The organism is Campylobacter concisus, assembly GCF_002913865.1.
GTDB lineage: Bacteria > Campylobacterota > Campylobacteria > Campylobacterales > Campylobacteraceae > Campylobacter_A > Campylobacter_A concisus_AM.
In genome coordinates this window covers 1-26,475 of sequence record NZ_POYX01000050.1, presented here as the reverse complement: position 1 = coordinate 26,475, position 26,475 = coordinate 1, and the positions used below count along the sequence as shown (strand labels likewise).

Annotated in this window: 29 protein-coding genes; 5 read left to right on the top strand and 24 right to left on the bottom strand. The window is 41.8% G+C overall.

Going from position 1 to position 26,475, the window contains the following annotated elements:
* Nucleotides 1-57: 57 nt before the first annotated feature.
* The 3 genes from exbB (at nucleotide 58) to CYP77_RS03005 (ending at nucleotide 1,649) form a co-directional block, all read left to right on the top strand.
* Nucleotides 58-486 (top strand): TonB-system energizer ExbB, encoded by a 429-nt coding sequence (exbB, locus tag CYP77_RS03015; protein ID WP_103567690.1) that lies wholly within the window; start codon nucleotides 58-60, stop codon nucleotides 484-486.
* On the top strand, nucleotides 473-856 hold the full coding sequence (gene exbD, locus CYP77_RS03010) for a TonB system transport protein ExbD (protein ID WP_103567691.1): 384 nt from the start codon (nucleotides 473-475) through the stop codon (nucleotides 854-856). The genes exbB and exbD overlap by 14 nt, the downstream gene beginning before the upstream one ends.
* A 61-nt stretch (nucleotides 857-917) precedes the next feature.
* Nucleotides 918-1,649 (top strand): energy transducer TonB, encoded by a 732-nt coding sequence (locus CYP77_RS03005; protein WP_258033419.1) that lies wholly within the window; start codon nucleotides 918-920, stop codon nucleotides 1,647-1,649.
* A gap of 34 nt (nucleotides 1,650-1,683) precedes the next feature.
* On the opposite strand, the gene CYP77_RS03000 is transcribed toward CYP77_RS03005, so the two are convergent.
* The 11 genes from CYP77_RS03000 to gap all read right to left on the bottom strand — a co-directional run bounded on the left by CYP77_RS03000 (nucleotide 1,684) and on the right by gap (nucleotide 12,990).
* Entirely contained in the window at nucleotides 1,684-2,358 is a 675-nt protein-coding gene (locus tag CYP77_RS03000; protein ID WP_103567693.1) for a DUF4272 domain-containing protein, read from the bottom strand.
* Complete coding sequence (locus tag CYP77_RS02995; RefSeq protein WP_103567694.1) at nucleotides 2,355-2,720, bottom strand: HepT-like ribonuclease domain-containing protein; 366 nt, start codon at nucleotides 2,718-2,720, stop codon at nucleotides 2,355-2,357. Before CYP77_RS02995 ends, CYP77_RS03000 begins: the two co-directional genes overlap by 4 nt.
* Nucleotides 2,713-3,033 carry a nucleotidyltransferase family protein gene (locus CYP77_RS02990; RefSeq protein WP_103567695.1) on the bottom strand — a complete coding sequence of 107 codons (321 nt, stop codon included), beginning with the start codon at nucleotides 3,031-3,033 and terminating at the stop codon, nucleotides 2,713-2,715. The genes CYP77_RS02995 and CYP77_RS02990 overlap by 8 nt, the downstream gene beginning before the upstream one ends.
* 3 nt (nucleotides 3,034-3,036) lie before the next feature.
* Nucleotides 3,037-4,383 (bottom strand): FAD-dependent oxidoreductase, encoded by a 1,347-nt coding sequence (locus CYP77_RS02985; protein WP_103567696.1) that lies wholly within the window; start codon nucleotides 4,381-4,383, stop codon nucleotides 3,037-3,039.
* Nucleotides 4,384-4,511: 128 nt separating this feature from the next.
* Complete coding sequence (locus CYP77_RS02980; RefSeq protein WP_103567697.1) at nucleotides 4,512-6,518, bottom strand: TonB-dependent receptor domain-containing protein; 2,007 nt, start codon at nucleotides 6,516-6,518, stop codon at nucleotides 4,512-4,514.
* Nucleotides 6,519-6,749: 231 nt separating this feature from the next.
* Nucleotides 6,750-7,772 carry an NADH:flavin oxidoreductase/NADH oxidase gene (locus CYP77_RS02975; RefSeq protein ID WP_103599686.1) on the bottom strand — a complete coding sequence of 341 codons (1,023 nt, stop codon included), beginning with the start codon at nucleotides 7,770-7,772 and terminating at the stop codon, nucleotides 6,750-6,752.
* Nucleotides 7,773-8,305: 533 nt separating this feature from the next.
* Nucleotides 8,306-8,974 (bottom strand): DUF2625 family protein, encoded by a 669-nt coding sequence (locus CYP77_RS02970; RefSeq protein ID WP_103566688.1) that lies wholly within the window; start codon nucleotides 8,972-8,974, stop codon nucleotides 8,306-8,308.
* Nucleotides 8,975-9,052: 78 nt separating this feature from the next.
* Nucleotides 9,053-9,871 (bottom strand): enoyl-ACP reductase FabI, encoded by an 819-nt coding sequence (gene fabI / locus CYP77_RS02965; protein ID WP_103566686.1) that lies wholly within the window; start codon nucleotides 9,869-9,871, stop codon nucleotides 9,053-9,055.
* 217 nt (nucleotides 9,872-10,088) lie between these two features.
* A complete protein-coding gene (locus tag CYP77_RS02960; RefSeq protein ID WP_103566684.1) occupies nucleotides 10,089-10,772 on the bottom strand; it encodes a triose-phosphate isomerase in 684 nt (227 codons plus the stop codon).
* A gap of 3 nt (nucleotides 10,773-10,775) precedes the next feature.
* A complete protein-coding gene (locus CYP77_RS02955) occupies nucleotides 10,776-11,975 on the bottom strand; it encodes a phosphoglycerate kinase (protein WP_103566682.1) in 1,200 nt (399 codons plus the stop codon).
* A 16-nt stretch (nucleotides 11,976-11,991) separates the two neighbouring features.
* Nucleotides 11,992-12,990, bottom strand: a complete 999-nt coding sequence (gene gap / locus CYP77_RS02950; protein ID WP_103566680.1) for a type I glyceraldehyde-3-phosphate dehydrogenase — start codon at nucleotides 12,988-12,990, stop codon at nucleotides 11,992-11,994.
* Nucleotides 12,991-13,069: 79 nt separating this feature from the next.
* On the opposite strand from gap, the gene nadD reads away from it, so the two are divergent.
* Nucleotides 13,070-13,951, top strand: coding sequence for a nicotinate (nicotinamide) nucleotide adenylyltransferase (gene nadD / locus CYP77_RS02945; RefSeq protein ID WP_103566678.1), 882 nt, complete (start codon nucleotides 13,070-13,072; stop codon nucleotides 13,949-13,951).
* On the opposite strand, the gene CYP77_RS02940 is transcribed toward nadD, so the two are convergent.
* Nucleotides 13,935-14,918, bottom strand: coding sequence for a YeiH family protein (locus tag CYP77_RS02940; RefSeq protein WP_103566676.1), 984 nt, complete (start codon nucleotides 14,916-14,918; stop codon nucleotides 13,935-13,937). The genes nadD and CYP77_RS02940 overlap by 17 nt on opposite strands.
* A gap of 103 nt (nucleotides 14,919-15,021) precedes the next feature.
* Here CYP77_RS02940 and CYP77_RS02935 point away from each other — a divergent pair, with 103 nt between their 5' ends.
* On the top strand, nucleotides 15,022-15,957 hold the full coding sequence (locus CYP77_RS02935) for a sugar transferase (protein WP_103566673.1): 936 nt from the start codon (nucleotides 15,022-15,024) through the stop codon (nucleotides 15,955-15,957).
* 50 nt (nucleotides 15,958-16,007) lie between these two features.
* Here CYP77_RS02935 and argS read toward each other — a convergent pair whose 3' ends face one another.
* The 12 genes from argS to ribE all read right to left on the bottom strand — a co-directional run bounded on the left by argS (nucleotide 16,008) and on the right by ribE (nucleotide 26,332).
* Complete coding sequence (gene argS / locus CYP77_RS02930) at nucleotides 16,008-17,591, bottom strand: arginine--tRNA ligase (protein ID WP_103566670.1); 1,584 nt, start codon at nucleotides 17,589-17,591, stop codon at nucleotides 16,008-16,010.
* Between the two features lie 9 nt (nucleotides 17,592-17,600).
* Entirely contained in the window at nucleotides 17,601-17,822 is a 222-nt protein-coding gene (tatA, locus tag CYP77_RS02925; RefSeq protein ID WP_103566667.1) for a twin-arginine translocase TatA/TatE family subunit, read from the bottom strand.
* A 51-nt stretch (nucleotides 17,823-17,873) separates the two neighbouring features.
* A complete protein-coding gene (gene gmk, locus CYP77_RS02920; RefSeq protein ID WP_103566664.1) occupies nucleotides 17,874-18,485 on the bottom strand; it encodes a guanylate kinase in 612 nt (203 codons plus the stop codon).
* A gap of 1 nt (nucleotide 18,486) precedes the next feature.
* A complete protein-coding gene (locus tag CYP77_RS02915; RefSeq protein WP_103566662.1) occupies nucleotides 18,487-20,043 on the bottom strand; it encodes a Highly acidic protein in 1,557 nt (518 codons plus the stop codon).
* Between the two features lie 56 nt (nucleotides 20,044-20,099).
* On the bottom strand, nucleotides 20,100-20,861 hold the full coding sequence (gene fliR, locus CYP77_RS02910) for a flagellar biosynthetic protein FliR (RefSeq protein ID WP_103566660.1): 762 nt from the start codon (nucleotides 20,859-20,861) through the stop codon (nucleotides 20,100-20,102).
* A gap of 90 nt (nucleotides 20,862-20,951) precedes the next feature.
* Nucleotides 20,952-21,596, bottom strand: coding sequence for an ABC transporter ATP-binding protein (locus CYP77_RS02905; protein WP_103557724.1), 645 nt, complete (start codon nucleotides 21,594-21,596; stop codon nucleotides 20,952-20,954).
* Nucleotides 21,596-22,660, bottom strand: coding sequence for a translation elongation factor Ts (tsf, locus tag CYP77_RS02900; protein WP_103566657.1), 1,065 nt, complete (start codon nucleotides 22,658-22,660; stop codon nucleotides 21,596-21,598). Before tsf ends, CYP77_RS02905 begins: the two co-directional genes overlap by 1 nt.
* Nucleotides 22,660-23,448 (bottom strand): 30S ribosomal protein S2, encoded by a 789-nt coding sequence (gene rpsB, locus CYP77_RS02895; protein ID WP_085658056.1) that lies wholly within the window; start codon nucleotides 23,446-23,448, stop codon nucleotides 22,660-22,662. The genes tsf and rpsB overlap by 1 nt, the downstream gene beginning before the upstream one ends.
* A 190-nt stretch (nucleotides 23,449-23,638) precedes the next feature.
* The gene (iadA, locus tag CYP77_RS02890; protein ID WP_103566654.1) at nucleotides 23,639-24,778 is read right to left on the bottom strand and encodes a beta-aspartyl-peptidase; all 1,140 of its coding nucleotides are present in this window, start codon (nucleotides 24,776-24,778) and stop codon (nucleotides 23,639-23,641) included.
* Between the two features lie 10 nt (nucleotides 24,779-24,788).
* Nucleotides 24,789-24,998, bottom strand: a complete 210-nt coding sequence (locus CYP77_RS02885) for a hypothetical protein (RefSeq protein ID WP_021092152.1) — start codon at nucleotides 24,996-24,998, stop codon at nucleotides 24,789-24,791.
* Nucleotides 24,988-25,707, bottom strand: coding sequence for a peptidoglycan editing factor PgeF (gene pgeF / locus CYP77_RS02880; protein WP_103566651.1), 720 nt, complete (start codon nucleotides 25,705-25,707; stop codon nucleotides 24,988-24,990). Before pgeF ends, CYP77_RS02885 begins: the two co-directional genes overlap by 11 nt.
* A gap of 10 nt (nucleotides 25,708-25,717) precedes the next feature.
* Entirely contained in the window at nucleotides 25,718-26,332 is a 615-nt protein-coding gene (gene ribE / locus CYP77_RS02875) for a riboflavin synthase (RefSeq protein WP_103566649.1), read from the bottom strand.
* Nucleotides 26,333-26,475 lie beyond the last annotated feature (143 nt).

Here is a 26,475-nt window from a genome sequence, read left to right as displayed (position 1 = left end):
GACATTAACTATCAATATAGTTATAATCACGCTCAAATTTTAAAAACAAGAGGCATTATGGAACTTTTAAAACACAACATTGACTATATAATCATCGGTATTTTGGGCATTATGAGCTTTTTTGTGCTTTGGTATACGATAGAGCGTATCATTTTTTACTCACGCGTTGATATAAATAGCTACAAAAACATCGAAGAGCTCGATGGGGCGCTGACAAAAAATTTAACCACACTTTACATCATCTACTCAAATGCCCCATATATCGGACTTCTTGGCACGGTTGCTGGCATAATGATCACATTTTATGACATGGGTATGGCTGGCGGCATCGATACAAAAAGTATCATGATTGGCCTATCTTTAGCGCTAAAAGCGACCGCATTTGGCCTACTTGTGGCGATTCCAACGCTTATGATCTACAACGGCTTTGTTAGAAAAGTCGATGTCATGATAAACAGATACAAGGCCAAAAATGCGTCTAAATAAAAAAGATGGGCTAAATATCGTCCCATTTATCGATATCATGCTCGTTTTGCTAGCCATCGTGCTAAGCATCTCGACCTTCATCGCGCAGGGCAAGATAGCAGTTGATCTACCAAGTGCGAGCAGTACAGAGCAGATAAAAGAGGACGAGAAAAAAGTGAGTGTCGTTATCGATAAAGATAATAAATTTTTTATAGATGATGCAGAAATTTCAGAAGATGAGCTGAAAGATAAGCTAAATGCCATTGATACTAAGACTTTAGTGCAGCTAAAAAGCGACAAAAACGCTAAATTTGAGAGCTTTGTGAAGGTCATAGATATATTAAAAGAAAAGGGACACGAAAACTTTGCAATCCAAACAGTCTCTGAGTAAAATTTCAAACTATAGTGGCTTAGCAGTATCGGCGATAGTGCATGTAGCAGCGGCTTATTTTTTGCTTTCACATAACTTTAGTGAGATAAAGATAGGCGAGCAAAAACCTATAAAAATAGCTCTAAATTCATTCACTCCAGTGCCGCAAACTTCAGCTCCGCAGATAAGCGAACAAGTAATGATACCAGAGCCAACACCTCCAGCTCCACCGCCACCGCCAGAGCCACCAAAACCAGAACCTAAGCCTGAACCAAAGGTCGAGCCAAAGCCACTACCGAAACCAGAGCCAAAAAAGATAGAAAAGCCTAAACCTGAACCTAAAAAAGTGGAGAAAAAGTCACTGCCAAAGCCTGAGCCTCGCCCTGAGCCTAAAATCGAGCCAAAGCCTGCTATCACTGCGCCAGCTCCTATCGCAACGCCAGCACCTGCTGTAAATTCAAATTTAGCAACAAATAACAAGTCTATCGCCGCAGCTCCAGCTCAAAAAGTAGCCCAAGAGTTAAATTTATCAAACGCGCAAAGCGATGAGGACTTTAGCAAGGTCATAGCAGCTGTGAAAAAGCATAAAAACTACCCAAATAACGCTAGAAGGATGAAGCATCAAGGCGTTGTTGAAGTTAGATTTTTGCTTAAAACAGACGGCAGCATAGATGAGCTAAAGGTTACTAAAAGTTCAGGCTTTGAGTCGCTTGACAATGGTGCTTTAGAAAATGTTAAAAAAGCAAGCTCTGAGTTTCCAAAGCCAAAAGAAGCTCGTTATCTTCGTTTTCCGATAGCATTTACATTAAGATAAATTTTAAGCTCATTTGAGCTTAAAATTTCTTAGATCAAGTATTTAGATCAGGATAGTCCCAGCAGTTAAACTCAGCGCTCAAGTCGTCATTTTCCTGCCCTTTGCAGCATAGCCACTCAAGCCCTGCGCGCCTCTCCATAACGACCTCTTCGTCAAGTCCAGCCGCCTTTTTGCCATTTACCCTTGCATCTACGCACGCCCAGTGATAGCGATAAACTAGATCAAGCTTGCTTAAAATTTCATCAATACTACGAAGCTTTGAGCGGCTTTTTAGCCCGCCCTCTCTAAAGACATCCATCACAAACTCACAGTCACAAATTTTATCCATCTCGCCGATATCTTCAGCGATGCCAAGCGCCCAAAGCAAGATCCAAAGCGACTCATATTTCCAGCCCATATTCACAGCCGTATCCATATCAGCTCTATCCTCAACGACCTCTTTTTCTTTTACGCTAAGTCCCTCGTAGGCATCACCTAAAAAGCTCTTTGCCCACGCCATATTTTCTTCGCCCAAAGAGCCTTCATCGCGGATCGTGCAAGCACACATGATCGCTGTAAATGAACAAACTGCGCGCCTTACTATCTCGTCCACGTCTCTTGGCGTAACCTCGCTGTTTTCATAGCGAAACGGCAAGCTCTCAAGCACCGCCACGCCCTCTTGTTTTAAAATTTTTATGCTCTCATCTTTTCTTTGTTGCGCTGTTTTCAAGAGAACTCTCCTTCTGTTTTTATAGTTTTATCTATTTTTTCTTTCAAAATAGGCAAATAATCCCTAATCGCTATCTCTATAAGCTCTAAATTTAGCCTTTCGTATTCATGCGATGCGATATTTCTTGTTGTGCTAATCGCCCTTATCTCTTCTTTGGTAAAAATAGCCAAAGCCTCAAGGTCATTTCTCTCTTGTATGCCTTTTAAAAGCGCATCGATATTAACAAACTGCATCATTATGGCAGGTTGTAGTACATCCTCATCATGAAGTGCCTCGTATATACCACCGCTACATTTATTTAAGATAGAGCCTATTTTTTGAGATATTTTTCTAAGACGCTCTATGCTTGCTTTTTCAAACATAAATGGCTCCTTTTACAAGCTCTTCTTTGGTTTGCGCTGGCATAGACGTGGTGTCACATATATCAACTAAAACGCCAAATTTACCAGACATGCTTTTTCTAAAATCATCTAAAAATGTAACTACCAAAAAAGGGCTACCAAGGTTTTTTACCATCTTTTTAGCATCTGTTTCTATTACTATATCTATATCAGAAAATACATCCGCCCTATCTTTTGCGTAGCTTCCAAAAAGCCCTAGCTTGGTAACTCCAAGCAAAAACAACCTCTCTTTTTGCGATGATAAAAAATTTAAAATTTCACTTTTTGTTGTCATTTCCTACCCAAAAAACTCGGCGTTAAATTTCTCTTCGTCGAAATTTTTGCCCAAAAATTTACAAATTTCCTCCATATCAGCCCTCGCCGTTTCAAAACAGCTAGTAGCCCCTGGACTTGGCGTCATATTAAAGCTTATGCCCTCGCCTGTGCTGATCTTGCCCTCGCCAAGCTCAAGCCTTTTTTTGTTGCGGTCGATCACCTGTGGTCTTACGCCGCCAAAATTTACAGCATAGCTTAGGTCGTTTTCGCTTAGGCTTGGCACAATCTTTCTGGCGTCTTTGACAAATTCTTTTTTATTGATAAATGGCACTTCAAACAAGAAATTTCTTAGGATATATGACCTGATGTCATCGTCTTTTAGCAGGTTTGTAAAGACGTCAAGGACGTTTTTGTCAAATTTTAAGCACTTTAAGAAGTCAAAAAAGCTAGAACAGCCGTGAAATCTCTCAAGCTTTGGTATGACAAGGGCTGTTGGTCCAAAACGAGTGTTGCCATTAGCTAGGATGTCTGGGTCACTGTGGAGTGCGGCAAATGGTAGCTTGTCGTTTTGCACCATATAGACTTTGCCGTTTAGTAGGCGCTTATTAGCAAAATAAAAGCTTCCAGCAACTGGCAGTGTGCTAAGATGAAGCCCATAACCCATCTTGTGAGCTAGAAATAGCGAGTGCGCTCCAGCATCGACTACGACGTAGTTTGCAGTGATCACTTCGCCGTCATTTATCTTGATGTGAAATGTATCGCCCACCTTTTTCATGTCAGTCACTTCTGAACTTAGGCTGATCTCATACCCCTCGCCACCTAAATTTAGCGCATTTTGCACGAGCGAATTTGCCACGCCGCCAAAGTCCATCGTCGTAAACTGGCCATTTTGCGCACCAATGGCGATGATGTTTTCTGGGCGCTCATTGCCATTTGCGTCAAAAACGACATTTGGCTCGATCTGTTTTAACTTCTCTTTGTCATAAATTTCAAGATAAGAAAATAGCTCCTTAAAGCTCTCATATCGCTCCTTGATGCGCTCTACTTCGGCATCTCCGATGGCTAGCGTCATCTTTTGATGAGCGAACATATATTTACCATCTAAGTTGTATTTTAGAGCGTATTTTACTGGCATATTTGCCACTTGTGAGACTTTTTTTGCCTTTTCTAGCGTGTAGTTTGTCTCGATATCACCGCAGTGGATGGTCTGTGAGTTTCCCTTGCCACTTGAATTTAGCGTCGCTACGCCGTCATATTTTTCTAAAAGCGCGACCTTTTTTATATCGCTAAATGCAGCCAACTCGTAAAAGAGTGCCGTCCCGCTAATGCCCGCTCCAACAATTGCCACTTCAAAGTGCTTTTGCCTCATTTTCTCCCCTGAAAGTTTAGTCGCACAAATGATACTATATTAAATTTAAATCAAACAGCAAAAAGCAGGGCATGAAAAATAGGCTGTGTAAAAGTGAAATTTGGCAAGGCTCTCACCTTGCCATAAAGCTAAAATTTATAAGAGACATTTACTTTGAAATTTCTACCTGGCTCCCAGTCTACGTAGTTTGGATCGCCTGTATAGTCAGCCGTTCGTTGAGACTGCGAAGCGTATGCCTTGTTAAAGAGGTTGTAAATTCCAGCATTTATCTCAAGCCCTTTAAATTTACCGCTGCTTGGCGCATATGTAGCGTAGATGTCGCTAACTGCATAGCTTGGTATCTTGACATTTTTATCGTCGCCAGCTGAGACGGTATTTTTTGAGGCAAAGTAGATTAGGTTATAGCCTATTAGCGTATCGATCCTTGAAAATGCGTACTCTGCGTTAAATGTGTATTTATCGCCTTGATCTCGGTAGCCGATGATGTTTGAGGTGTAGTAGCTGCCATTTGGTTTAGCGACCCTATCTTTATATTTTACCTTTTGGTGAGTGTAGCTAGCAGCTAGGCTTAGTGCGTCTAAATTTAGCCTTGCAAGTAGCTCGACACCGCTTATATCAGCCCCACCAGCGTTTATCCTGACTAGAGTTTGATTTACACCACCACCTGCTGCGTTGTTATCGACTATTAAATTTTTATATTTTGTCATGAAGTATTTTGCAGATAGGCTATATGAGCTAGCTTCACTTATGTCGCCATGGTATTTAAGACCGGTTTCGTAGCTATTGCCGGTTGTTGCTTTTAGATCTTTATTTGCCGCCCAGTTTAAAGCCCTGCCCCTACTACTTCCACTTGCCATCATCGACTCCATGACGTCAGGTCCTCTAAAGACCCTCGCATAGCTTGCAAACGCGTTAAGACCTTTAATGATCTCATAATCAAGCGCAAGCGCTGGGGTAAATTCGTTAAATTTATATGTGTAGCTCTTTACATTTCCAGCTCTGCCGTCGTAGCTTTTTAGCTCGTGATGAGTGTATCTGATACCAGGAGTAACGGTTAGCGAGCTAAAATTTAGCGCATCTTCTGCGTAGATAGAGTAGTTATTTACCTTTTCTGGGTAGTGATTGTCTGGTTTGTTGAAATTTTTACTTTGGTAAAACTCAGCACCATATCTAAAAGTTTGCGTCAAAGCGCCGCTCTCTACTACGCTCTTAGCCTTTGCATTTATGCCGTTCGTCTCTACGCCCCATTTTGAGCTATCAACCCTTTGGTGTCTTGTGTTGTAAGCCGTCACATCTAAATTTAAAAGATCACTAGGTTTATACTCATATTTTAGCGTTGTTGTGTCGCGCTCATACTTGCGGTTATCGACACTATTTGAGCCACTATACCAGCTGCCAAATTCTGCTCTTAAAGGATAAAGACCCTTAAATTCATTATGCTCTCTTGAGATAGAAATTCTATGCGCATCAAGGAAGCTATAACCAAGCTTTAGAAGATAGCTAAGGTCATTTCCGTCGCCGCCTATCTTTCTTTTGTTGCCACTTTTGCCGTAGTTGTAGCCTTTGTGATTGATAGCAGCTATAAAGTCAAGCCCTTCAACTGGGGCAGTAAAAAGCATAAGGCCTTGAGAAAATTCGCTGTTATTTGAGGCGTATCCAGTCTTTATCTTTGCACCGATCTTCTCGCCGCTTTCTAGCAAGTCTTTTGCATCGACCGTTTTAAAGGCGACTGAGCCACCAAGCGCGCCTGAGCCATTTACGACCGATCTTGAGCCAACCTCGACGTCTATTGCCTTTATGAGATCAGGGTCGATCAGCAAGTCGGCGTTGTGGTGAAACGTGTTTCCATTTTGTTTCGCGCCATCTATCGTGATATTTAGACCGCGGTCACTTACGCCTCTCATATAAATTTTTTGATTCATGCCGTTTGTGCCGCCCACATAGACACCAGGGATGTCCCTCATCACGTCTTTTGCTAGGCCAGCGTTTCTAGTTGAAATTTTGATGTCATCAACGCCGTATCCACCGCTGCTACTTGTCACCTCAACTCCGCTTAGCACGCTCTCGTCTGCTGCGTTTGCACAAACTGCCACGCTTGCTGCAAGAGAGAGCTTAAATAAGCCCTTAAACCTCATCTCTCCTCCTAGTTTGATTATTAAAATTACTATTTTAGTTTATAGTCTAATTTTGAAATTGAATATTATAATTTTAAATATAAATTTCAGGTAAAAATTTAAAATATATGCGATTTTATAGCTATAAATATAGAAATTTTGATTTATTAATGTAGAAAAATAGTAAGCAAATTCTAGTGATTTTATTTAAGAAAAATGAAATTTGGCAAGGCTCTCACCTTGCCGTAAATTTTAGTATGCCCTTTTATAGGCATTTTCTATTTTGTCATTTTCGCCAAATTCTTTCATGGCGCCAAAAGCAAAATATGGGTTGCGTAGTAGCTCTCTGCCAAGCGCCACACCATCGCAAACATCGCCAAGTAGCAGCGCCTCGCACTCGCTTGCCTTTGTGATGAGACCGACTGCAAAGACTGGGATATTAACTGCATTTTTCACAGCTTTTGCATAGCCAGCCTGATAAAGAGGCGTAAATTTAGGCGCGCTATCAACCTTTGCATAGACTCCGCCAGCTGAGACGTGAATGAAGTCAGCTCCATTTTTCTCTAGCTCACGTGCGAGCTTTACGCTATCTTCTACGTCCCAGTCGCCCTTAAGCCAGCTACTTGCACTTATCCTAACACCAATAGTGATATTAGCGCCAGCCTTGATCTCTCTTAAAATTTCAAGCAACAGCCTTATGCGGTTTTCAAAAGTGCTGCCGTATTCGTCATCTCGCTCGTTGGTGCCAGCACATAAAAATTGATTTATCAAATATCCATGCGCTGCGTGTATCTCCACAGCCTCGTATCCTGCGCTCTTTGCACGCATTGCCGCCTCCACAAAGCTTTGCTTGACGATTGCGATATCCTGCGCGTTCATCTCTTTTGGCGTGGCGTAGTCATCGCTAAATTTGATCTCACTTGGCGCGATGATGCCTTCACACGTGCCCTTTCTGCCAGCGTGAGCAAGCTGGACGGCCATTTTGGCGCCATATTTAGCGCAGCCCTTTACTAGCTCCGCGTGAGCCTCGATCTGCTCGTCACTCCAAAGCCCAAGGTCTTTTTTAGTGATCCTGCCGCGTGCCTCAACAGCCGTCGCCTCAACGATGATCATGCCAACACCGCCGATCGCCCTTGTAGCGTAGTGTAGCTTATGAAAGCACCTTGGACGGCCATCCTCTTTTTTGACCTCATACATGCACATAGGAGCCATGATAATGCGGTTTTTGATCTCGATGCCGCCTATCTTAAGCGGCGTAAAAAGCTTATTTTGCATGAAATTTCCTTTAAATTTTTTGGTTATTTTAGGATATTTGGTTAAATTCTTGGATTTGCAGGAATTTATCTCTTGCGACTTAGAAAGTTCAAGCAAATTTTAAAATTTCATGAACGAGTAATTTCGGCTCTAAAATTTGAGCCAAGCTGCAAGCGAAGCCAAATTTTAGTAGTCAATTCTTAGGGGTGAATGGAATTTTAAAATTTGTAAAATAATAAATTTCTATTTTTAAAAATACAGACCTTAATTTTAAAAACTCTTTTATTCAAAAGGGAGACAAGGGGACTTGAATTACGAAGCCGTCCCCTTGTCTCCCTTTAGATCCCACAATCCCCTCGCACGTTAGAGGTGCATGCGATAGCGCTTTGCGCCGCATGCGTTCTATTCTAGAAAGTCTCCCTCAAATTTTAAAATTTATGAACAAGCATATCACGGCTCTAAACTTAGTGGCAAACGATAACGAGACCTGAATTTGGTAAGTTACTAAGGCGAGTGAATGGAATTTTAAAATTTGTAAAATTACTAAAATTTATCTATTTCTCGCCCTTAAACAAAGAAACAAAATACTCATCGATATTAACGCCCTCTTTCTTCATCTCTTTTAGCCTTAGCCTTACGTCGGCGTCTTGCCAAAGAAGTGGCGGCAACGTAAACATCACCCTATCAAGGCTAAAATTTCTCACATCATCGCGCCAACCATCCCAGCGGTAAAGCTCGTAAAATTTAGATATATCCCCACTTAGCGCCCAGTATAAAAACTGCGAGTAGCCAAGCTGCGTATCTTCCCATTTGCCGCTATCTGGTGCGTAGTAAAAGACGTTGCCAGCTTTGCCGTCAAAAGCGCCGCCATTTACCGCAAAAAATCCGCCCAAAACATCGTCCGCCACAAGCAAATAGCTAGGCATCTGCCCTGCTTGGCTAAAACTTTTGCAAAGGTTGAAGCTGTAAATTCCGCGCTTCATACGCTCACATCCTGAGCCAAGAAGACGCAGCCAGCCGCCATCTATCACTATACCGCCACACCCATAAACAAGCGCTCCCATCGGCGAGCGAGTAGTTACCTGAAGCCCCAAAAGCTCACTTTGCGCCTTGCTCTCATCGCGAGGCAAAATTTCATAGTCGTTTTTGGCCTCTTTTAGCCACTCTTCGATCAGCACCCAACCTGGCTCATTTGTATCTATAAGCTCATCTAAAGCTCCCATTTTCTGTCCTTGCGATAAATTTGGTGAAATTTAAAAGAAGAATTTGGCGAGCTGCCCCGCCAAATTTATATCAGTAGATTATTTTGCGTCCCAAGCTAAGATCGTGTTGCCCTCGGCGTCGGTAGCTACGTCGCCCATGCCCATGATGTTGTAGCCACAATCTACATAGTGAACCTCGCCCGTTACGCCGCTAGCTAGGTCGCTAAGTAGGTACATAGCACTGTTGCCGACGTCTTCAGTGGTGACGTTGCGTTTTAGCGGGCTATTTACTTCGTTGTAGCGTAAAATCATCCTAAAGTCGCCTATACCGCTTGCAGCAAGCGTTTTGATAGGACCTGCGCTGATCGCATTTACACGGATGTTTTTAGCGCCAAGGTCGTGCGCTAGGTAGCGAACTGAGCTTTCAAGTGCCGCTTTTGCAACGCCCATGACGTTGTAGTGTGGCACAAATTTTGGTCCGCCAAGATATGTAAGAGTAAGCACCGAGCCGCCCTCTTTTAGCACCGGTAGGACCGCGCGAGTAAGGCTTAACAGCGAATAAACGCTAGTGCCCATCGCTATATCAAATGCCTCTTTTGTGGTATTTACAAACTCGCCCTCAAGCGCCTCTTTTGGTGCGTAAGCCACTGCATGCACGACAAAATCGATCTCGCCAAGGTCTGCTTTGATCCTATCAGCAAGACCGTCTAGGTGAGCTTGGTTATTTACGTCAAGCTCGTAGACAAATTTGCTACCAAACTCCTCAGCGATCGGCTCAACGCGCTTTTTAAGAGCGTCATTTAGGTATGTAAATGCCATCTGCGCACCTTGATCGTGACAAGCTTTTGCGATGCCGTAAGCGATTGATTTTGCGTTAGCGACGCCTACGATCAGACCTTTTTTACCCTTTAAAATCATTATTTCTCCTTTAAAATTTTGCAATTCAAATTTTAAACCAAATTTAATAGCGGCAGTATCACGCAACTCCAGATGTTTAAATTTGCGTTTCGAAATTTAAATAAACCAACAAGCGGATATATCGCTAGGTAAATTTAAATGTTTCGCGGTAAATTTCATCCCAAGACTAGGCAAGTAGCCTGTCGTAGGGTGAAATTTGCAAGATCGTTTAAATTTATCAGCGAGATGCCGCGCTAATAAGCCCTAGAAAATTATTCGCATCCCAGCTGGCTGTCCCTACTAGCACCCCATCGCAGCTCTTTATACCTGCGATATCAGCGATGTTTGCCGCATTGACGCTTCCGCCGTAAAGTAGTGGCACGTTTGCCTTTGTCTTTAAGAAACTTAGCACCTCATCTATCTGCTCTATACTAGCACTCTTGCCAGTTCCTATCGCCCAGATCGGCTCGTAGGCGATGACTAAATTTTTATAGCCAAGGTCTATATTTTCAAGCTGACGGCTTAGAAATTCTTTGGTCGCTCCGCTTTCGTTTGTGCTTAAATTTTCGCCGATGCAGTAGATGATATTCCAGCCATTTTTTGCGGCAAAGTCAAATTTCGCTCGCAAAAACTCCTCGCTCTCGTTTAAAATTTCACGCCTTTCAGAGTGGCCGATCAGCACGTCTTTGATATCAAATTCATCAAGCATCGCCTTGCCGATCTCGCCGGTAAAAGCCCCACTCTCGCACGGGTAGAAATTCTGCGCCCCAAGCCTAAAAATATGCCTTTTTTCATCAAAGGCACTAGCTGGGGCAAATACGCTCACGTCGTCATTTGCGCTTAAATTTTCGTCTAAAGTTTTCGCGTACTCTCTAAAGCTTGCTCTTGTGTGGTTGCACTTTAAATTCGCTAGAAATTTCAAGACCTACTCCTCTTTTCTAAGCGGCTTTATGCCAGGCAGCTCTTTGCCTTCTATTAGCTCCAAGCTAGCACCGCCGCCAGTCGAGATAAATGTCATCTCATCAGCGTCTCCTGCGCGCTCAACCACGTCAGCCGTATCACCACCGCCAACGACGGTTGTCGCGTGAGTGTCGATGATAGCGTGGCTCATTTTGATACTACCTTTGCTAAATTTATCCATCTCAAAAACGCCCATAGGTCCGTTCCACCAGATGGTTTGTGCATCTGCGATAACCTCTTTAAATAGCCTAATCGACGCTGGTCCGATGTCAAGCCCCATCCAGCCATTTGGGATCTCTTGGGCAGGGACGTATTTTACGGCACTTTCAGCTGAAAATGTCTGAGCAGCGACGACATCTACTGGTAGGTAAATTTTGACACCTAGCTCTTTGCCTTTTTGTAAAATTTGCCTTGCATCTTCGATGAGCTCTTCTTCAAGGAGCGAATTTCCGATGTTTTCGCCAAGTGATTTTAAAAATGTAAATGCCATGCCGCCACCAATTATGAGCTTATCGACGCGTGGCAGAAGGTTATGCAAGGCTTGAAGTTTGCCACTTACCTTTGAGCCGCCCACGACTGCGACAAATGGACGAGATGGGTGTTTTATCAAATTTTGAGCAAAATTTATTTCCTTTTGTAGTAAAAATCCCGCTGCCTTATGCTTTTCATCGTAAAATTTAGTGATCGCTTCAACCGATGCGTGAGCTCTGTGACAAACGCCAAATGCGTCATTTATGTAAAATTCGCCAAATTCTGAAAGCTCTTTTGCCAAAGCTTCATCGTTTTTGGTTTCGCCTTTTTCGAAGCGTAAATTTTCTATCATCAAAATTTCACCAGCTTTTAGCGCCTCAGCCTTTGTCTTAGCATCATTTCCGATCACATCTTCAGCAAATATCACCTCTCTATCAAGCAGTCTTGATAGCCTTTTTGCTACGCCGCGAAGTGAAAATTTCTCTTCAAAGCCATTTTTTGGACGTCCAAGATGGCTAGCCAAAACTACGCTGCAGCCGTTATCTAGGCAGTAGCGGATAGTTGGTATCGCTGAGCGGATCCTGCGGTCATCAGTGATGTTTAAAAACTCGTCCATAGGCACGTTAAAATCGCACCTTATAAAGACTTTTGCACCATTAAGCTCAAGGTCGTTGATCGATAAAATATCACTCATTTTTTACCCTTTAAATTTACTTTGTAGCCACGATCTTAGCAAGATCAACAAGCCTTGTTGAGTAGCCCCACTCGTTGTCGTACCACGCAAAGACCTTCACCATATCATCAGCGATAACCTGCGTAGTGTCGCTCGCTACGATGCTGCTAAAGGTGCTTGTACAAAAGTCGCTGCTAACTCTGTAGTCGTCATCAACAAATAAAATTCCCTTTAAATTTGACTCCGCAGCCGCTCTAAATGCCTCGTTTATCTCATCTTTGCTAGCTGGTCTTTTTAAAACCGCTGTTAGATCGACCATAGAGACGTTTGCCACTGGTACGCGCACTGCTTGTCCGTGTAGTTTGCCATTTAGCTCTGGAAGCACTTTAGCGATAGCTTTGGCAGCTCCGGTGGTCGTAGGTCCGATATTTAGCGCTGCTGCACGTGAGCGGCGGAAATCTTTAGCTTTTACATCAACTAGGCTCTGGCCGTTTGTGTATGCGTGGATCGTAGTCATTAGCCCCTTTACAATGCCAAATTTATCGTTTAGCACCTTTGCAACTGGAGCTAGGCCGTTTGTAGTGCAACTTGCGTTTGAGACGATCGCTTCGCCTGCGTACTTATCGTCATTTACGCCAACTACAAAGGTCGCCGTATCATCTTTTGCGGGAGCGCTCATGACGACTTTTTTGACGCCACGAGCTAGATAAGGCTCACATTTTTCAGTGGTTAAAAACTTGCCAGTGCACTCTAAAACCACGTCTGTGCCGTAGTCTGCGTAGCTAAGCTCGTTTAGATCTCTTGTAGAAAAAACTCTTATCTTTTTACCATTTACTTCTATAAAATCGTCGCTTATCACCTTAACGTCTTGCTTAAATTCGCCATGCACGCTGTCGTATTTGAGCAAATACCTCGTCATATCCCTTGTTGCGGTGTCGTTAATAGCGACAAGCTCAACATCATCACGCTCTAAAATAATACGAGCAGCGCACCTGCCGATACGCCCAAAGCCGTTTATTGCTACTTTAACTGACATCTTAGCTCCTTTTGATATAATTACGCCTAATTCTACAAAAAAGAATTTTAAAACAAATATAAACAAGGCACTTTAATAGATGAAGTTAGCACTTTTTGGCGGGAGCTTTGATCCGGTTCATTTAGGACACGATAGCATTGTGAAAATGGCACTAAGCGGCCTTGACATCGACAAGCTCATCATCATGCCAACTTTTATAAGTCCCTTTAAGAGCGAATTTTCAGCTCCACCAGAGCTTCGCCTAAAGTGGATAAGAGAAATTTGGGGTGGCCTAGAGAAGGTCGAGATCTCAGACTATGAGATAAATTTAGCTCGCCCAGTGCCTACCATAGAGACGGTTAAGTATTTGTATGAGAAATTCAAGATAGAGAAATTTTATCTCATAATAGGCGCGGACCACCTAGCTACGCTTGATAAGTGGCATGGCTATGAGGAGCTAAAAAATTTAGTGCAGTTTGTGATCGCCAAGCGAAACCACATAGAAATTCCGCAAAATTTACAAAAAATGGACGTGCATGTGGATGTTAGCTCGTCGCAGATCAGGCACCAAAAAGGGCTTGATGAGCTACCTAGCGAGATAAAAGATGAGATTATAAATTTTTACCAAGGATTAAAGATGCAGGAAAGATCGATGCAAGAGCGCACCGAAAGTATAGTTAAGGTTTTAGACGCAAAAAAGGCTGAAGAGATACAAGTGTTTGATATGAGCGTGGATGATTATTTCGTAAAGGCCGTAGTTATCGCTACTACGCTTGGCGAGAGGCACGCTTACTCGCTGGCTGAGGATCTAAAAGAGGAGCTTAAGCCTCTTGGAGAGAAATTTATAGGCACGGAGAGCTCACCTGATTGGATCGTGATGGACCTTGGCGACATTTTGATACATCTTCTAAGCCCAGCCTACAGAGCAAAATACAACATCGAAGAGTTTTTGCAAAAGCTAAAAACTAGCAAAGAGTCTTAACAAACACAAGCGATGAGCAAATAAGCCATAAAAATATAAAAAATGCTAGCAAAAATGGCTTTTTGCCTGTCGCTTTAAATATACTCCTATCTATCCCAAACCCCAAAGCACACATCGCGACGCAAAGGCAGATGCTAGCGGCTAGCTTTAAAATTTGCACCAAATTTTCAGGGAAAAATGGCAAAGACCTGACGCAGATCGCCACTAGGAAAAATAGCGCAAACCATGGTATGCTCTTTAGCTTTGAGGCGTCACTATTTTGGCTTAAATTTAAGAAATTTAGCAAAAACAAAAATGGCACGAGCATGATGACGCGAAGCATTTTTATGATGACGGCAGTGCTACTTGTTGCGCTGTCAAATGCCGCTGAAGCTCCGACAACGTGAGCTACCTCGTGAAGTGAGCCGCCGATAAAAAAGCCAGTTTGCTGAGGCGTGAGAGCTAGAAATTTAGCGATAAATGGGTAGATAAACATGCCAATCGTCCCAAAGAGCACCACCGTACAAATGGCGATAGCAAGCTTGTTTGCGTCTGCTTTTATCTCATTTTGTGTAGCCATGACAGCAGCTGCGCCGCAGATGCTTGCCCCTGAGCCAATGAGCACGGCACTATCTTTGCTAAGCCCCAAAGCCTTAGCAGCAAAAAGTGCAAAGCAAAAGGTCGCAAAGACCATAAAAGCTGAGTATATCACGCCAAGAGCGCCGACACTTGCGATCTGGCTAAGGCTTATGTTAAAGCCAAAAAGTATGATGCCTAGCCTTAAAATTTGCTTCCCAGCGATCGCCACGACGCCACTACTTTTTAAAATTTGAGTCTGTTTGGTGAAAAGATTTGCAAAAATGGCGCCTAAAATGATAGAGATGATGAGCGGGCTAGTGTGAAATTTAGCCAAAACCGTGTTTGAGAGCGCAAAAGAAATGGCACAGATCAGCGCCAAAACAAGCGCAGCAAGAAATTTATGAGACATATTTTAACCTTAACTATTTTTTTAAAAATGCAATTAGCACGTTTGGGTATAATTAGGCGAATTTTATAATGCAAATTTAAAATAAAGATAAAGGGATAGGCCTATGATCATCCTTGGCGAAAAATATACTTTCACCAAACTCGAGCTAGAGAAGCTTAGGAAGAAATTTGGCCAGGTAAATTTTTTATCCCATGAAAATAGCGACGCTAAGGCTTTGCGAAGCGCACTAGAAAATCTCATAAAATCAGGCGATCAAAGGCTGATCGTACTAAATACCGAAAAGCCAGTTGATGGCAAGCTGGTGAGATTTCTCACGCTTTTGCAGTTTAAGACGAAGTATAAAAAGATCAAATTTCTAAATGTGGAGAGCTTTTTAGAAATTTATCTGCAAAAGTGCTACATCCCAGAAAATGGCGAAAATTTAAACTTTCTAAACGATATCAAGCCTTACAATACTCTTGAATACGCCTTAAAACGCGTGATCGACTATGTAAGCTGCTCGATGCTTCTTGTGGTACTTTTTGTACTTAAATTTTACGTAAAGAAAAAGATAGACGAGCAGTCGCCTGGCAGCCTTTACTTTTTGCAAAACAGGGTTGGGCTGGGCAATAAAGAATTTGAATGTATCAAATTTCGCTCAATGGTAGTTGATGCTGAAAAAGATGGGGCAAAATTTGCTAGCAAAAACGATGAGAGAGTCTTTGAATTTGGCGAATTTATGCGTAAAACTCGCATTGACGAGGTGCCACAATGCATAAATGTGCTTCGAGGGCAGATGCACCTGATAGGCCCAAGACCAGAGCGAAGATACTGGATAAATTTCTTTGAAAAAGAGATCCCTTACTATAATGAACGCCATATCGTCCGCCCTGGCATTACCGGCTGGGCACAGGTAAATTACCCTTATGGCGCAAACACACACGATGCCAAACAAAAGCTAATGTATGATCTTTACTACATAAAGCACTGGTCATTTTGGCTGGAGATAAAGATCATAGCAAAAACTATTGCAATTATATTTGAAAAAAGGGGTATTTAGTCAAAAACCGCATATCTCTTTTTGACTAAATTTGTCTGGTAGCTATAAAACTACATCCTATCTTTAGCTGTGATTCCCATTATATTAAATGCTGTTTTTATCGAGATAGCAACGACTGCAAAGACTTTTAGCAGGCTATCTTCATTTTCATTTCCAACCACGCGGTTTTCATTATAAAATTTATGAAAGCTAGCAGCTAGTGACTTTAGATAGTCTGGTATCTTTTGAAGCTGTCTTGAGATGAAAGCGTCCTCTAAAATTTCAGGCAATATCAGTGCTTCAAAAAGTAAATTTTTAGCATTTTCATCTAGGCATTCAAAGTCCGCATTTATCACATCACTAACGCTTTTTTCAGCCTTTGCAAAGACCTGATTTATCCTAGCGTGAGCATAGTTTATATAAAAAATAGGGTTTGAGCTATCCTCTTTTTTAAGCTCATCCACGTCAAACTCCAAGCTACTTGTATTTGCCTTGCTTATAAAGATAAATCTAAGCGCCTCAGCACCGATCTCGCTTGCGATATCGCTCATCAGCACGGCATTGCCAGCACGCTTGCTCATCTTATACGGCTTACCCTCTTTTAGCAGGCTAACCATCTGCATAAGTATCACTTCAAGCTTGTTTTCGTCGTACCCAAGGAAATTTATCGCAGCCTTTAATCTTGCGATATATCCGTGGTGGTCTGCACCCCAAATATTTATATAGTGGTCAAAATTTCTTTCAAATTTAGCATTGTGATAGATGATGTCACCAGCCAAATACGTCGGTCTGCCGTCATTTCTAACCACAACCCTATCGTTGTCGTCGCCAAGCGTGGTCGAAGAGATATAGATAGCGCCCTCTTTTTCATACATTTGATTTGAGCGTTTTAGCTTGTTTATGGTTGGCTCCAGACGGTCGTAAAGTGCTTTTTCGCTGGCCCAGCTCTCTATAAAAATGCCAACATCAGCCAAGTCTTTTTTGATGATATCAAGCACGATATCCTTGCCAAACTCAGCAAGCTCAAGATTTCTACTCTCGTCATAAAAAATTTCCTTGCCAAATTTCTCATTTGCAAGTTTAGCGATATCTAAAATATAATCCCCGCGGTAGTATTTCTCTGGATAAGCGACACTTTCGTTAAATAGCTGCTCTTTAGCCGCGAGAGATATCGAAGTGCCGAGCAGATCTATTTGATTACCCGCATCGTTTATGTAGTATTCTGTTGAGATGGCGTAGCCAAGTCTTTTGCCAAGCCTAGCCAAAGTATCGCCATAAACCGCGCCTCTAACATGCCCGATGTGAAGCGGCCCAGTTGGATTTGCGCTGATGTATTCTATTAAATAACTATCTTTTTTCGCATCTTCTTTTGCAAAATTTTCGCTATCTAACAAAATTTGCTTTGAAATTTCATCTAAAAATTCGCTCTTAAGCTTGAAATTTAAGTAGCCATTTACCGCGCTAGCTTCCACTATCTTACTGTCACTAAATTTATCAGCAAACTCGCTAGCTATCATAGCTGGAGACTTTCTTAGCTCTTTTGCGAGGCTAAAAAGTGGCGTCGCATAGTGGGCTAAATTTTTATCCTTTGGCTTTTCAAGCACAAATTCACGCTCTAAAACCTTTGAAATTTCAGCTTTTATTTTATTTTTCAACTCTAAAACCTATGCGTTTTTAGTTGTTTCTTCTATCTTATGACTAGCAGCGCTCTCTTCTTTATGTTCGACTTTCTCGCTCTTTTCAGGTGTTGTGTCTTCCATCTCGGCTTTAAAAGTCTTTATGCCCTTACCTAGTCCTTTTGCAAGCTCTGGGATCTTCTTTGCTCCAAAAAGTAATACAATGATCGCTAAAACGATCAACCAGTGGCCAATACTAAAAGAACCCATCTTTTCTCCTTATCAAATTTTCTCAAAATATTATCATAAATTCCTGAATTTCTAACAATCTATCCACTCGTCGATGACGTTTCTTAAGTTTATCTTAGCACTTTTTAACCTCATCGCTCGAAGGATTGATTTTAGCCCTTTATAGCTCTTTTCTATATCATCATTTACTAAAAAATAATCATACTCTAAAATATGCTCCATCTCTCCAACTGCGTTCATTAGGCGATTTTCTATCGTTTCATCACTATCTGTTCTGCGGTTTTTCAAGCGCCTTTTTAGCTCTTTTTTATTCGCAGTTGTGATAAAAACTGAAGTGATGTAGCTTTTAAATTTCTCAAGTGCGATGTGAAAGCCCTGCACATCAATGTCAAATATCACTATCTTACCAGCTTCAAGTGCTGCTAAAACTGGCTTTAAGCTCGTGCCATAGTAGTTTTTATGCACCTGCGCCCACTCTAAAAACTCGCCCTTTTCTATGCCGCTTTTAAATTCATCCTCTCCAACAAAATAGTAATCCACCCCATCAACTTCGCCATCCCTTTTTGCTCTAGTCGTGCTTGAAATAGAAAAATACAGGTCTTTCTCTTCCTTTAAAAGACGGCTTAGTAGCGTGCTTTTGCCGCTTCCACTAGGTCCTGAAACTACTAAAATTTGTCCTTGCAACTCACTTTTCCTCAAAACTTATATTTATCTTAATGTTCATATCTTTTAGCACATCCCTTAGCGAGCTCTCATTTAGTGACTCATGGACGTGTTTTGTGATCTTTTTGGTTAGCTCTTCTTTATAGTTTTCTTTTGTCTCATTTTTTGAACTTGTTTTAGGCATATCTTTTAGCCCAAAAGCCGCTAACATAGTGTTTTCATCTATATCATCTATCGATACCGCATCAAAATTTAACTCACTTGATGCCGCGCCTTTACTATCATCTTGTGCGTTTTCTTCTTGAGCATTTTCTTCTTCAAAAGTTTCATCCATAAGGTCTAGATCTTCTTTGGCTTCTGGCTCACTCACATCTTCTAGCTCTTCTACTGACATCTCATTAGAAGCATTTTCACTCTCGCTAGACTCTAAATTTTCTAGCTCCTCGCTTGAAATTTCATCCAAAGCCTCTTCTTCTATATCTTCTTCTGCTTTTTCATCATCTATTTGAACTTGCTCTTCATCAGCCTCAGAGATATCATCTAAATTCTCATCATCTTTAGGCTCATCTTCTAAATTTGCCTCATTTTCAAGGCTATCTTCATCATCAAATTTAGCTAGATCGTCTATATTTAGCTCTTCTTGCTCTAAATTTTGAACATCTAGCTCAGTATCGTCTAAATTTTTATTTTCCTCATTAGACTCTTCGCTATTTAGCTCTTCATCAAGCGAATCAATCTCACTAAGCTCAAATTTACTCTGATCTATCTCGTCAAACTCGCTACCAGTGTTCTCTTCATCAACCAAGCCTGCAACGTCATTTTGGCTAATAATATCATCTAAATTTTTATTTAGCTCTTCATCTACTTCAGACTCTTCTGGCATATTTTCTATCTCATCGACAAGTGCGCTAAGCTCTGCCAGATCACCATCTTTACCCTCTTCGCTCTCATGCGCATCACTTATCGCTTCGCTAGTCTCTTCATCCACGCTCTCATCAGCAAGGTCTTCGCTAGCAAGCTCTTGCAAATCTTCAAGCTCTTCTAAAGACTCCATATCGCTAGCTTCATTTTCCTCTTGTAAGTCGCTCTGGCTAATCTCCTCGCTTGGGCTATCTATGCCACTTTCTAAAAGCTCTTTGTCAAGATCTGCAAAATTTTTTAAATTTGTATCGATATCAGGCAGTTTAAACCCAGACATCTCGTCAAAATTTATAGCCTCGTCGCTAAAATCACCAAAGTCGCTTTCGCCTTGCTCGCTCGCACCATGCTCGGCAACTGGCTCATCTTTTGGCCTATTTTGCTCAAAAACACTTATAAATTCAGTCGGTAAAAATGGCTTTTCAAGCATCAAAGTAGCAAATTCTGGTTTGCTCTCGCCACGACTTGCTAGATACATCACATCTTTTGTAGTCGCAAGCTCGCTGCTGTCCACGTCACTGTCGATTATGATAAAGTCAAACTGAGCATCGTCAAATCCATTTAGATCCTCAAATTCGCTATATTCGGTGCCGATTTTATTCAGACTTAAAGTTATCAGACGTGAAACTGCTGGATTTTTATTTATAAGAGCAACTTTCATCATCCCTCCTTGTAATAGTAAAAGCCTATTCTATGATAAATTTCATTGCTATTTTCTTAAAAAAACAGAGCTGGCAGATCATTTATCACTTTTAAAAGTAGGTCGCTCATTATCTTCATAATGCCTGCTAAAATGGCTATCAAAACAGAAAATCCAATCGTCACTTTGATAGGATAGCCGATGACTAGTAGGTTAAACTGCGGCATTGTCTTCATCAGCATGCCAAAAATGGAGTCTGAGAGCAAAGAGAGGGCGATGATCGGAAATGACATGATAAAGCCAAACATAAATAAATTTGTAAATAAATTTATCGCATAGCTCATGATGCCAGGGCGTGGATAAAAGTCGCCAAGTGGCACCACAGCAAGTGAGCTAGCGTAAAACTGAAGAAGCAAATGATGTCCATCAAATGCCAAAAATGTAAGCAGCGCGATGAAATTTATAAGGTTTGCTATGACTGGAGAGTTTGTGCCAGTTTGCGGATCAAGTACCGACGCCATCGAAAAGCCCATGACCATCGAGATTTGCTCGCCTGCCATTTGAAGCGTGGCAAAGATGATGGTTAGCATAAGTCCAGCACAAAGACCCAGCATAACCTCGCCTAAGATCTCGCCGATTAAGAAATTTATAGAGTTTTCATGAGCTTTTGAGATGGGAAATAGCACGACGCAAAGGACAAAGACTAAAAGCGTTTTTACGCTAAGAGGAATTTGATTGTGTGAATAAAATGGAAAAAAGACAATGAGACCGCTTAGGCGTGCAAACAAAAGCATAAAAACTATTGCTTTATCGGCTCCAAAAAATTCTACTAGTTCCATTTTGCTCTTTTAATTTTTTTACTAATTTTACAAAATTTTACTTTGTTTTTTAAATTTAAGCGGTCGTTTTTAGAAATTTGAAGCTAAATTTTAAGAAATTTGCACAAGCTCTTTGTTCTCAAGCTTGTATGAGTTGTCACATTTCGCGGCTAGGTCGTTGTCGTGAGTGACTAAAACAAGGGCAGCGCTATTTTCATTTATATAGTCAAACAAAACTTGCATCACTTCATTTGCCGTTTGCTTATCAAGGTTGCCCGTTGGCTCGTCTGCAAAGATGATCTTTGGCTTTTTGGTAAGCACTCTAGCGATACTGACGCGCTGCTGCTGGCCGCCGCTTAGCTCGCCAACTTTTTGATTTATAACGCTTGAAATTTTAAGCGCTTCAAGATCATTTTTTTCTATATTTTCGCCAGATAAGATGCTTGCAAGCTCGATATTTTCATAAGCGCTAAATCCTTTAAAAAGATAGTGTGACTGAAAAATAATGCCAAAATGAAGCCTTCTAATGGCCAAAAGCTCGTTTTGAGAAAGCTCATAGATCGATCTATCTTGATAGATGACTTCGCCAAAATTTGGTTTTAAAAGTGTTGAAAGTATGTGTAAAAGCGTTGATTTGCCACAACCGCTAACGCCAGTTATCGCGATGCTTTGTTTTTGATTAAGAGTTAAATTTATATTGTTAAAGAGCGTATAATCATACGCAAAGCCTAGATTAGACGCTCTTAAAATTTCCATTAGCCTATTTGAGCAGCAACTTCTGCAGCAAAGTCATCTACTTTTTTCTCTAAGCCTTCGCCAAGCTCGAAACGAACGTATTTTACGATCTCGATCTTGCCGCCAAGCTCTTTGCTCTTCTCTTCGATAACTTGTTCGATAGTCTTTTTATCGTCCATTACATAAAACTGACCCAAAAGTGTAAGGCGTTGGTCAAGCACTGTGTTATCAGCGTAAAATCTCTCGATCTTGCCAGGTATGATCTTGTCCCAAATTTTCTCAGGCTTGCCCTCAGCTTTTAGCTCTTCTTCGATCGCTTTTGTAGCTTTTGCAAGCTCTGCCTCACCTATCTGGCAGCGGCTAGCATACTCAGGGATGTGGTGAAGTGGCTTACCTAGGCGTTTTAGCTCTTCATTTTCTTTTTCAAGCTCAGCGCGAAGTGCGATAAATTCTTTCTCAACAAACTCTTTATCAAGGTCTTTGTAGCTTATAACGCTTGGCTTCATAGCAGCTGCGTGCATACATAAATTTCTTATAAATTCAGCTGCTTTGTTTGCAACTTCAGCACTTTCGCAAGCTGCACCGATAAGCACGCCGACACGGCCATTTGAGTGAACATAGCCATTTACAACGCCCTTATCATCAGCGCTAATTGTCTCAAAGCGGCGAACTACAAGGTTTTCACCGATAGTTGCGATCTGAGTTTTGAAATAATCTTCAAATTTAACGCCATTTAAAGTGCTCGCATTTAGCTCTTCAACTGTTTTTATGCCACTTGTTTGGATGTGAGCTGTTGTGTCTTTTGCAAGCGCTTGAAACTGTGGGTTTCTAGCAACGAAGTCAGTCTCAGAGTTGATCTCACTAATAGTTGCTTTTTTGCATTTTGAGCAAACTTCAACGCTTACTAGGCCCTCGCTTGCAAGGCGGTCAGCCTTTTTAGCAGCTTGACCTAGGCCTTTTTCACGAAGAATATCAACAGCTTTTTCCATGTCGCCATTTGCTTCGCCAAGTGCCTTTTTGCAGTCCATCATACCAGCTCCGGTTGATTCACGGAGCTCTTTTACCATTTGTGCAGTTATTTCCATTACTCTTCGTCCTCGCCAAAGTCTTCTTCGCTCATAGCCTCAGCTACAACTGCGTCTTTCTCATCTTGGCTTACTTCTTCGCCAGCAGCTTGCTCGCCACCATCTTGCTCAAGAAGTGATTTGCCTTCGTTGATCGCTTCAGCCATCTCTTGGCAGAAAAGCTGAACAGAGCGGATCGCGTCGTCGTTTCCTGGGATAGGATAATCAACAACGTCAGGATCGCAGTTTGTATCTATTGGTGCTACAACTGGGATTTTTAAGCGATTTGCCTCTTGAACGGCGATCTTTTCTTTAACTGTATCAACAACAAATATCATATCAGGTAGGCTTTTCATGTTGCGGATACCACCAAGAGTTGCGATAAGCTTCTCTTTTTTGCGGCGAAGCATCAAAGCCTCTTTTTTAGTTAGTAAATTTATCGAACCATCTTCTTCCATAGCCTCGATAACTTCTAGTTTGCGGATAGACTGGCGGATAGTACCGAAGTTTGTCATCATACCACCTAACCAGCGGTGATTTACATAAGGCATTCCGCATTTCTCAGCGTACTCTTTTATAGCGTCGATAGCTTGTTTTTTAGTACCGACAAATAGCACTGACTTGCCTTCAGCAGCTGCGTCACGAACGATGTTGTAAGTGTAGCGGAAGTAGCGGATAGTCTTTTGTAGATCTATAATATAGATACCTTTTCTCTCGCCAAAGATAAATTTTTTCATCTTTGGGTTCCAGCGGCGTGTTTGGTGACCAAAATGTACGCCACACTCTAATAAATCTCTCATAGTTACCATGAGTTTCTCCTTGTTTTAGGCATTTTGCCTTGAATTTAGTTTTATCCTCCACGACCATTAATGCTCTCGCACAACCAAATTTAGGATTGTCGTGTGTGAAATAAAGCTTGGATTATATTGAAACTTGGCTTTATTGAAGCTAAATTTAAAGATTTCTTTAGCTACAAATAAAGCTCAAATTTCTTTAAATTTACTCGAAAAAGCCTTTTTTAACGACCTTTTCATCTTTAACGCAAAACTCGCCTTTTGCGATCACGTCATATAAATTTAGCTCCTCGTCAAATGCACAAAGATCAGCGTCGTTGCCAACTTTTATCTCGCCTTTTTGGCTTAAATTTAGATATCTCGCCACGTTTTTGCTCATCAAGGCCAAAGTATCTTCTATATTTAAAATTTTATTTCTTACCAAAGCTTGCAATACCTCTAAATTTGACGCACATGACGCACAGCCATATCCCACTAGCTCGCCATTTTCGTTAAATTTAGGCACGCTGCCGTTGCCGTCTGAGCTCATCGTTAGGCGCTCTAAATTTAGCCCATTTTCAAGGCCATAAGCCACCACCTCGTGAAGTGGGGCAAATTTACTTCCGCCGCTTGTGATATCGATGTTTCCGCCCATTTTTTGAAATTTCAAAGCCTCATTAAACAGGTCTTTCGTCCTAGCGCAGTGCGTCGGCGAGAAGTAATGAACTGGGAATTCATAGTCTTTTATCACCTTAAAGACGTTGTCAAATTTCTCACTCAGCCCTCCCATGTGCATGTGAAGCACGCCGCCTTTTTTAGAGACCATGCCGCCTATGCGTATCTTGCTTAATATCTTTATAAGCTCCTCTTTTGAGACGTAGCTGCCACGGTTATCGGTTAGTGCGATCTTTACGCCGATCACTTTGTCGATTAGTATGAGATCCTTTGCGATGTCACCGGTAAATGTCACACAGGGGCTTGCGTATGAGCCAGTGTGGATGAAGGTCGAGATGCCCTCAAACTCGAGCGCTTTTGCTTTTGAGTAGAGATTTTCCAAGCTTCTAGTGACACCATCGGTCCCCAAAACGCCAACAAGCGTCGTAGTGCCATATTTTATGATCTGGCTAAGCGTGATTTCAGGCGTTCTTGAGTGATATCCAGCCTCGCCACCACCACCCGTAATATGCACGTGCTGATCAATCAGACTTGGAGCCAAAATTTTGCCCTTTAGGTCGTAAATTTCAAGCCCTTCGATGTTAAAGCTTAGTCCCTCGCCGATAGCTAAAATTTTACCGCCACCTACCAAAACATCGCATTTGCCAAGAAATTTTGGCGTGTATAGATTAGCATTTTTAAGCAAAAGCATCTTTTCTCCTTTATTTGCTAAGTTGTACTTTCTCTTCTATCTCCATCAGTTTTATAAAAATTTGCTCCACGTTTTCCCTATCCACGGCACTTAGCTCCATCTTTTTTGAGCTAAGTAGCATCTGCACAAACTCTTCGTTCATAAGCTGCTCAAAGCCCAAATTTCTAGCGTTTTGAGCTATTTTTGCCGCTAGTGGATTTTTAAAACTCTCATATCCCATTTTTATCCTTAAATTTGACCGCAAATCCGCAAAATCTACCGCACACGCCGTCTCTTCGGTACGAAAAATATCTCTCGTCGCAGTGCGTGCAGACCTCGCTAAAGTTTAAATTTTTAACCCCAAGTGCGCTAAATTCATCCCTTAAGGCCGCGTTCATATCAAAATTTCTACCTATCTTATATGCGTTAAATTCCCCAAGGTCAAGCTCGCCTACCTCGTAGCAGCTGCCATTTATATTTGCCCCGACAAAGACGCTCATTTCATCTGCTCTTGAGCCAAATTTCTCGCCCATGAGCATAACTGCTTTTGTGCAAATTTTTAGCATCACACCAGCTCTTCCTGCATGAGCCACGCAGATCACACCGCGCTTTTCATCTATCATCACTACTGGCGAGCAGTCCGCCACCAAGACGCAGATGCCAACATCGCTTAAATTTGTGATCACAGCGTCGCACTCTGGTAGCTCGTCTTTTTCATCTTCAAGAACAAAAACCTTGTCCGAGTGTATCTGCTTCATAAATTTAAGCTTTTTCACGCCCAAATTTCTAGCCAAAATTTCTCTATTTTTGATGACGTCTGCTGGGTTGTCACCCACATGATCGCCAAGATTTAGCGAGCTAAATTTACCCTCGCTCACGCCGCCAAGCCTGTTTGTAAAGCCAGCAGTGATGCCATTTTTATCAAAAACGATCTCTAAATTTTCACGCATCTTCGCTCACTTAGTAGAGGCTTGAAATTCTCTCGACCTCGTCCCAGCTAAGGCCGCCATTTTGCTTAGTCTCAAGCATCCTAGCCACGTAGCGAGCCAGCAAGTCGCTCTCGATATTTACGCGTCTGCCGACCTTGAAAGTGCCAAAAAGGCTATCTCTAAATGTGATCGGAATGATAGTTAGCCTTATGCCCTTTGGCAAAATTTCATTTATCGTAAGACTCACGCCCTCAACGCCCACCGAGCCCTTGTTTGCCATGAGAGCCATCGCCTCGCGCGGTAGATCGATGTAGAAATCAACGCCGTTTTCATGCTTTTTGATAGCCGAGATCACGCCGATAAAGTCGATGTGTCCCTGCATAAAATGCCCATCCACACGCTCTCCAAACTTCATCGCAGGCTCGATATGCACCCTGCCAGCTAAATTTTCAACAGCGACATTTGCCCTGCTCTCTGCACTTAGCTCCACGCTAAAGCCATCATCATATAGTTTGGTTACACTTAAGCAAGCGCCATTTACCGCGATGCTGTCGCCTAAATTTGGGCGAAATTTAGCCTTTAGCCGTAAAACATTTTGCGAGTAGCTAATGACCTCGGCAAGCTCTCTGATTAAGCCATTAAACATATTTTGCCTTTAAATTTTTTAAGGATTTTACTAAATTTTGCCTAAATTTGGCGCATGGATAGATATGCTAGTTTTGTGAAATTTAATACCAAATATCGTGGATAAGATAACTTTTAAAGCACCTAATGAGCGGTTACCTCAAA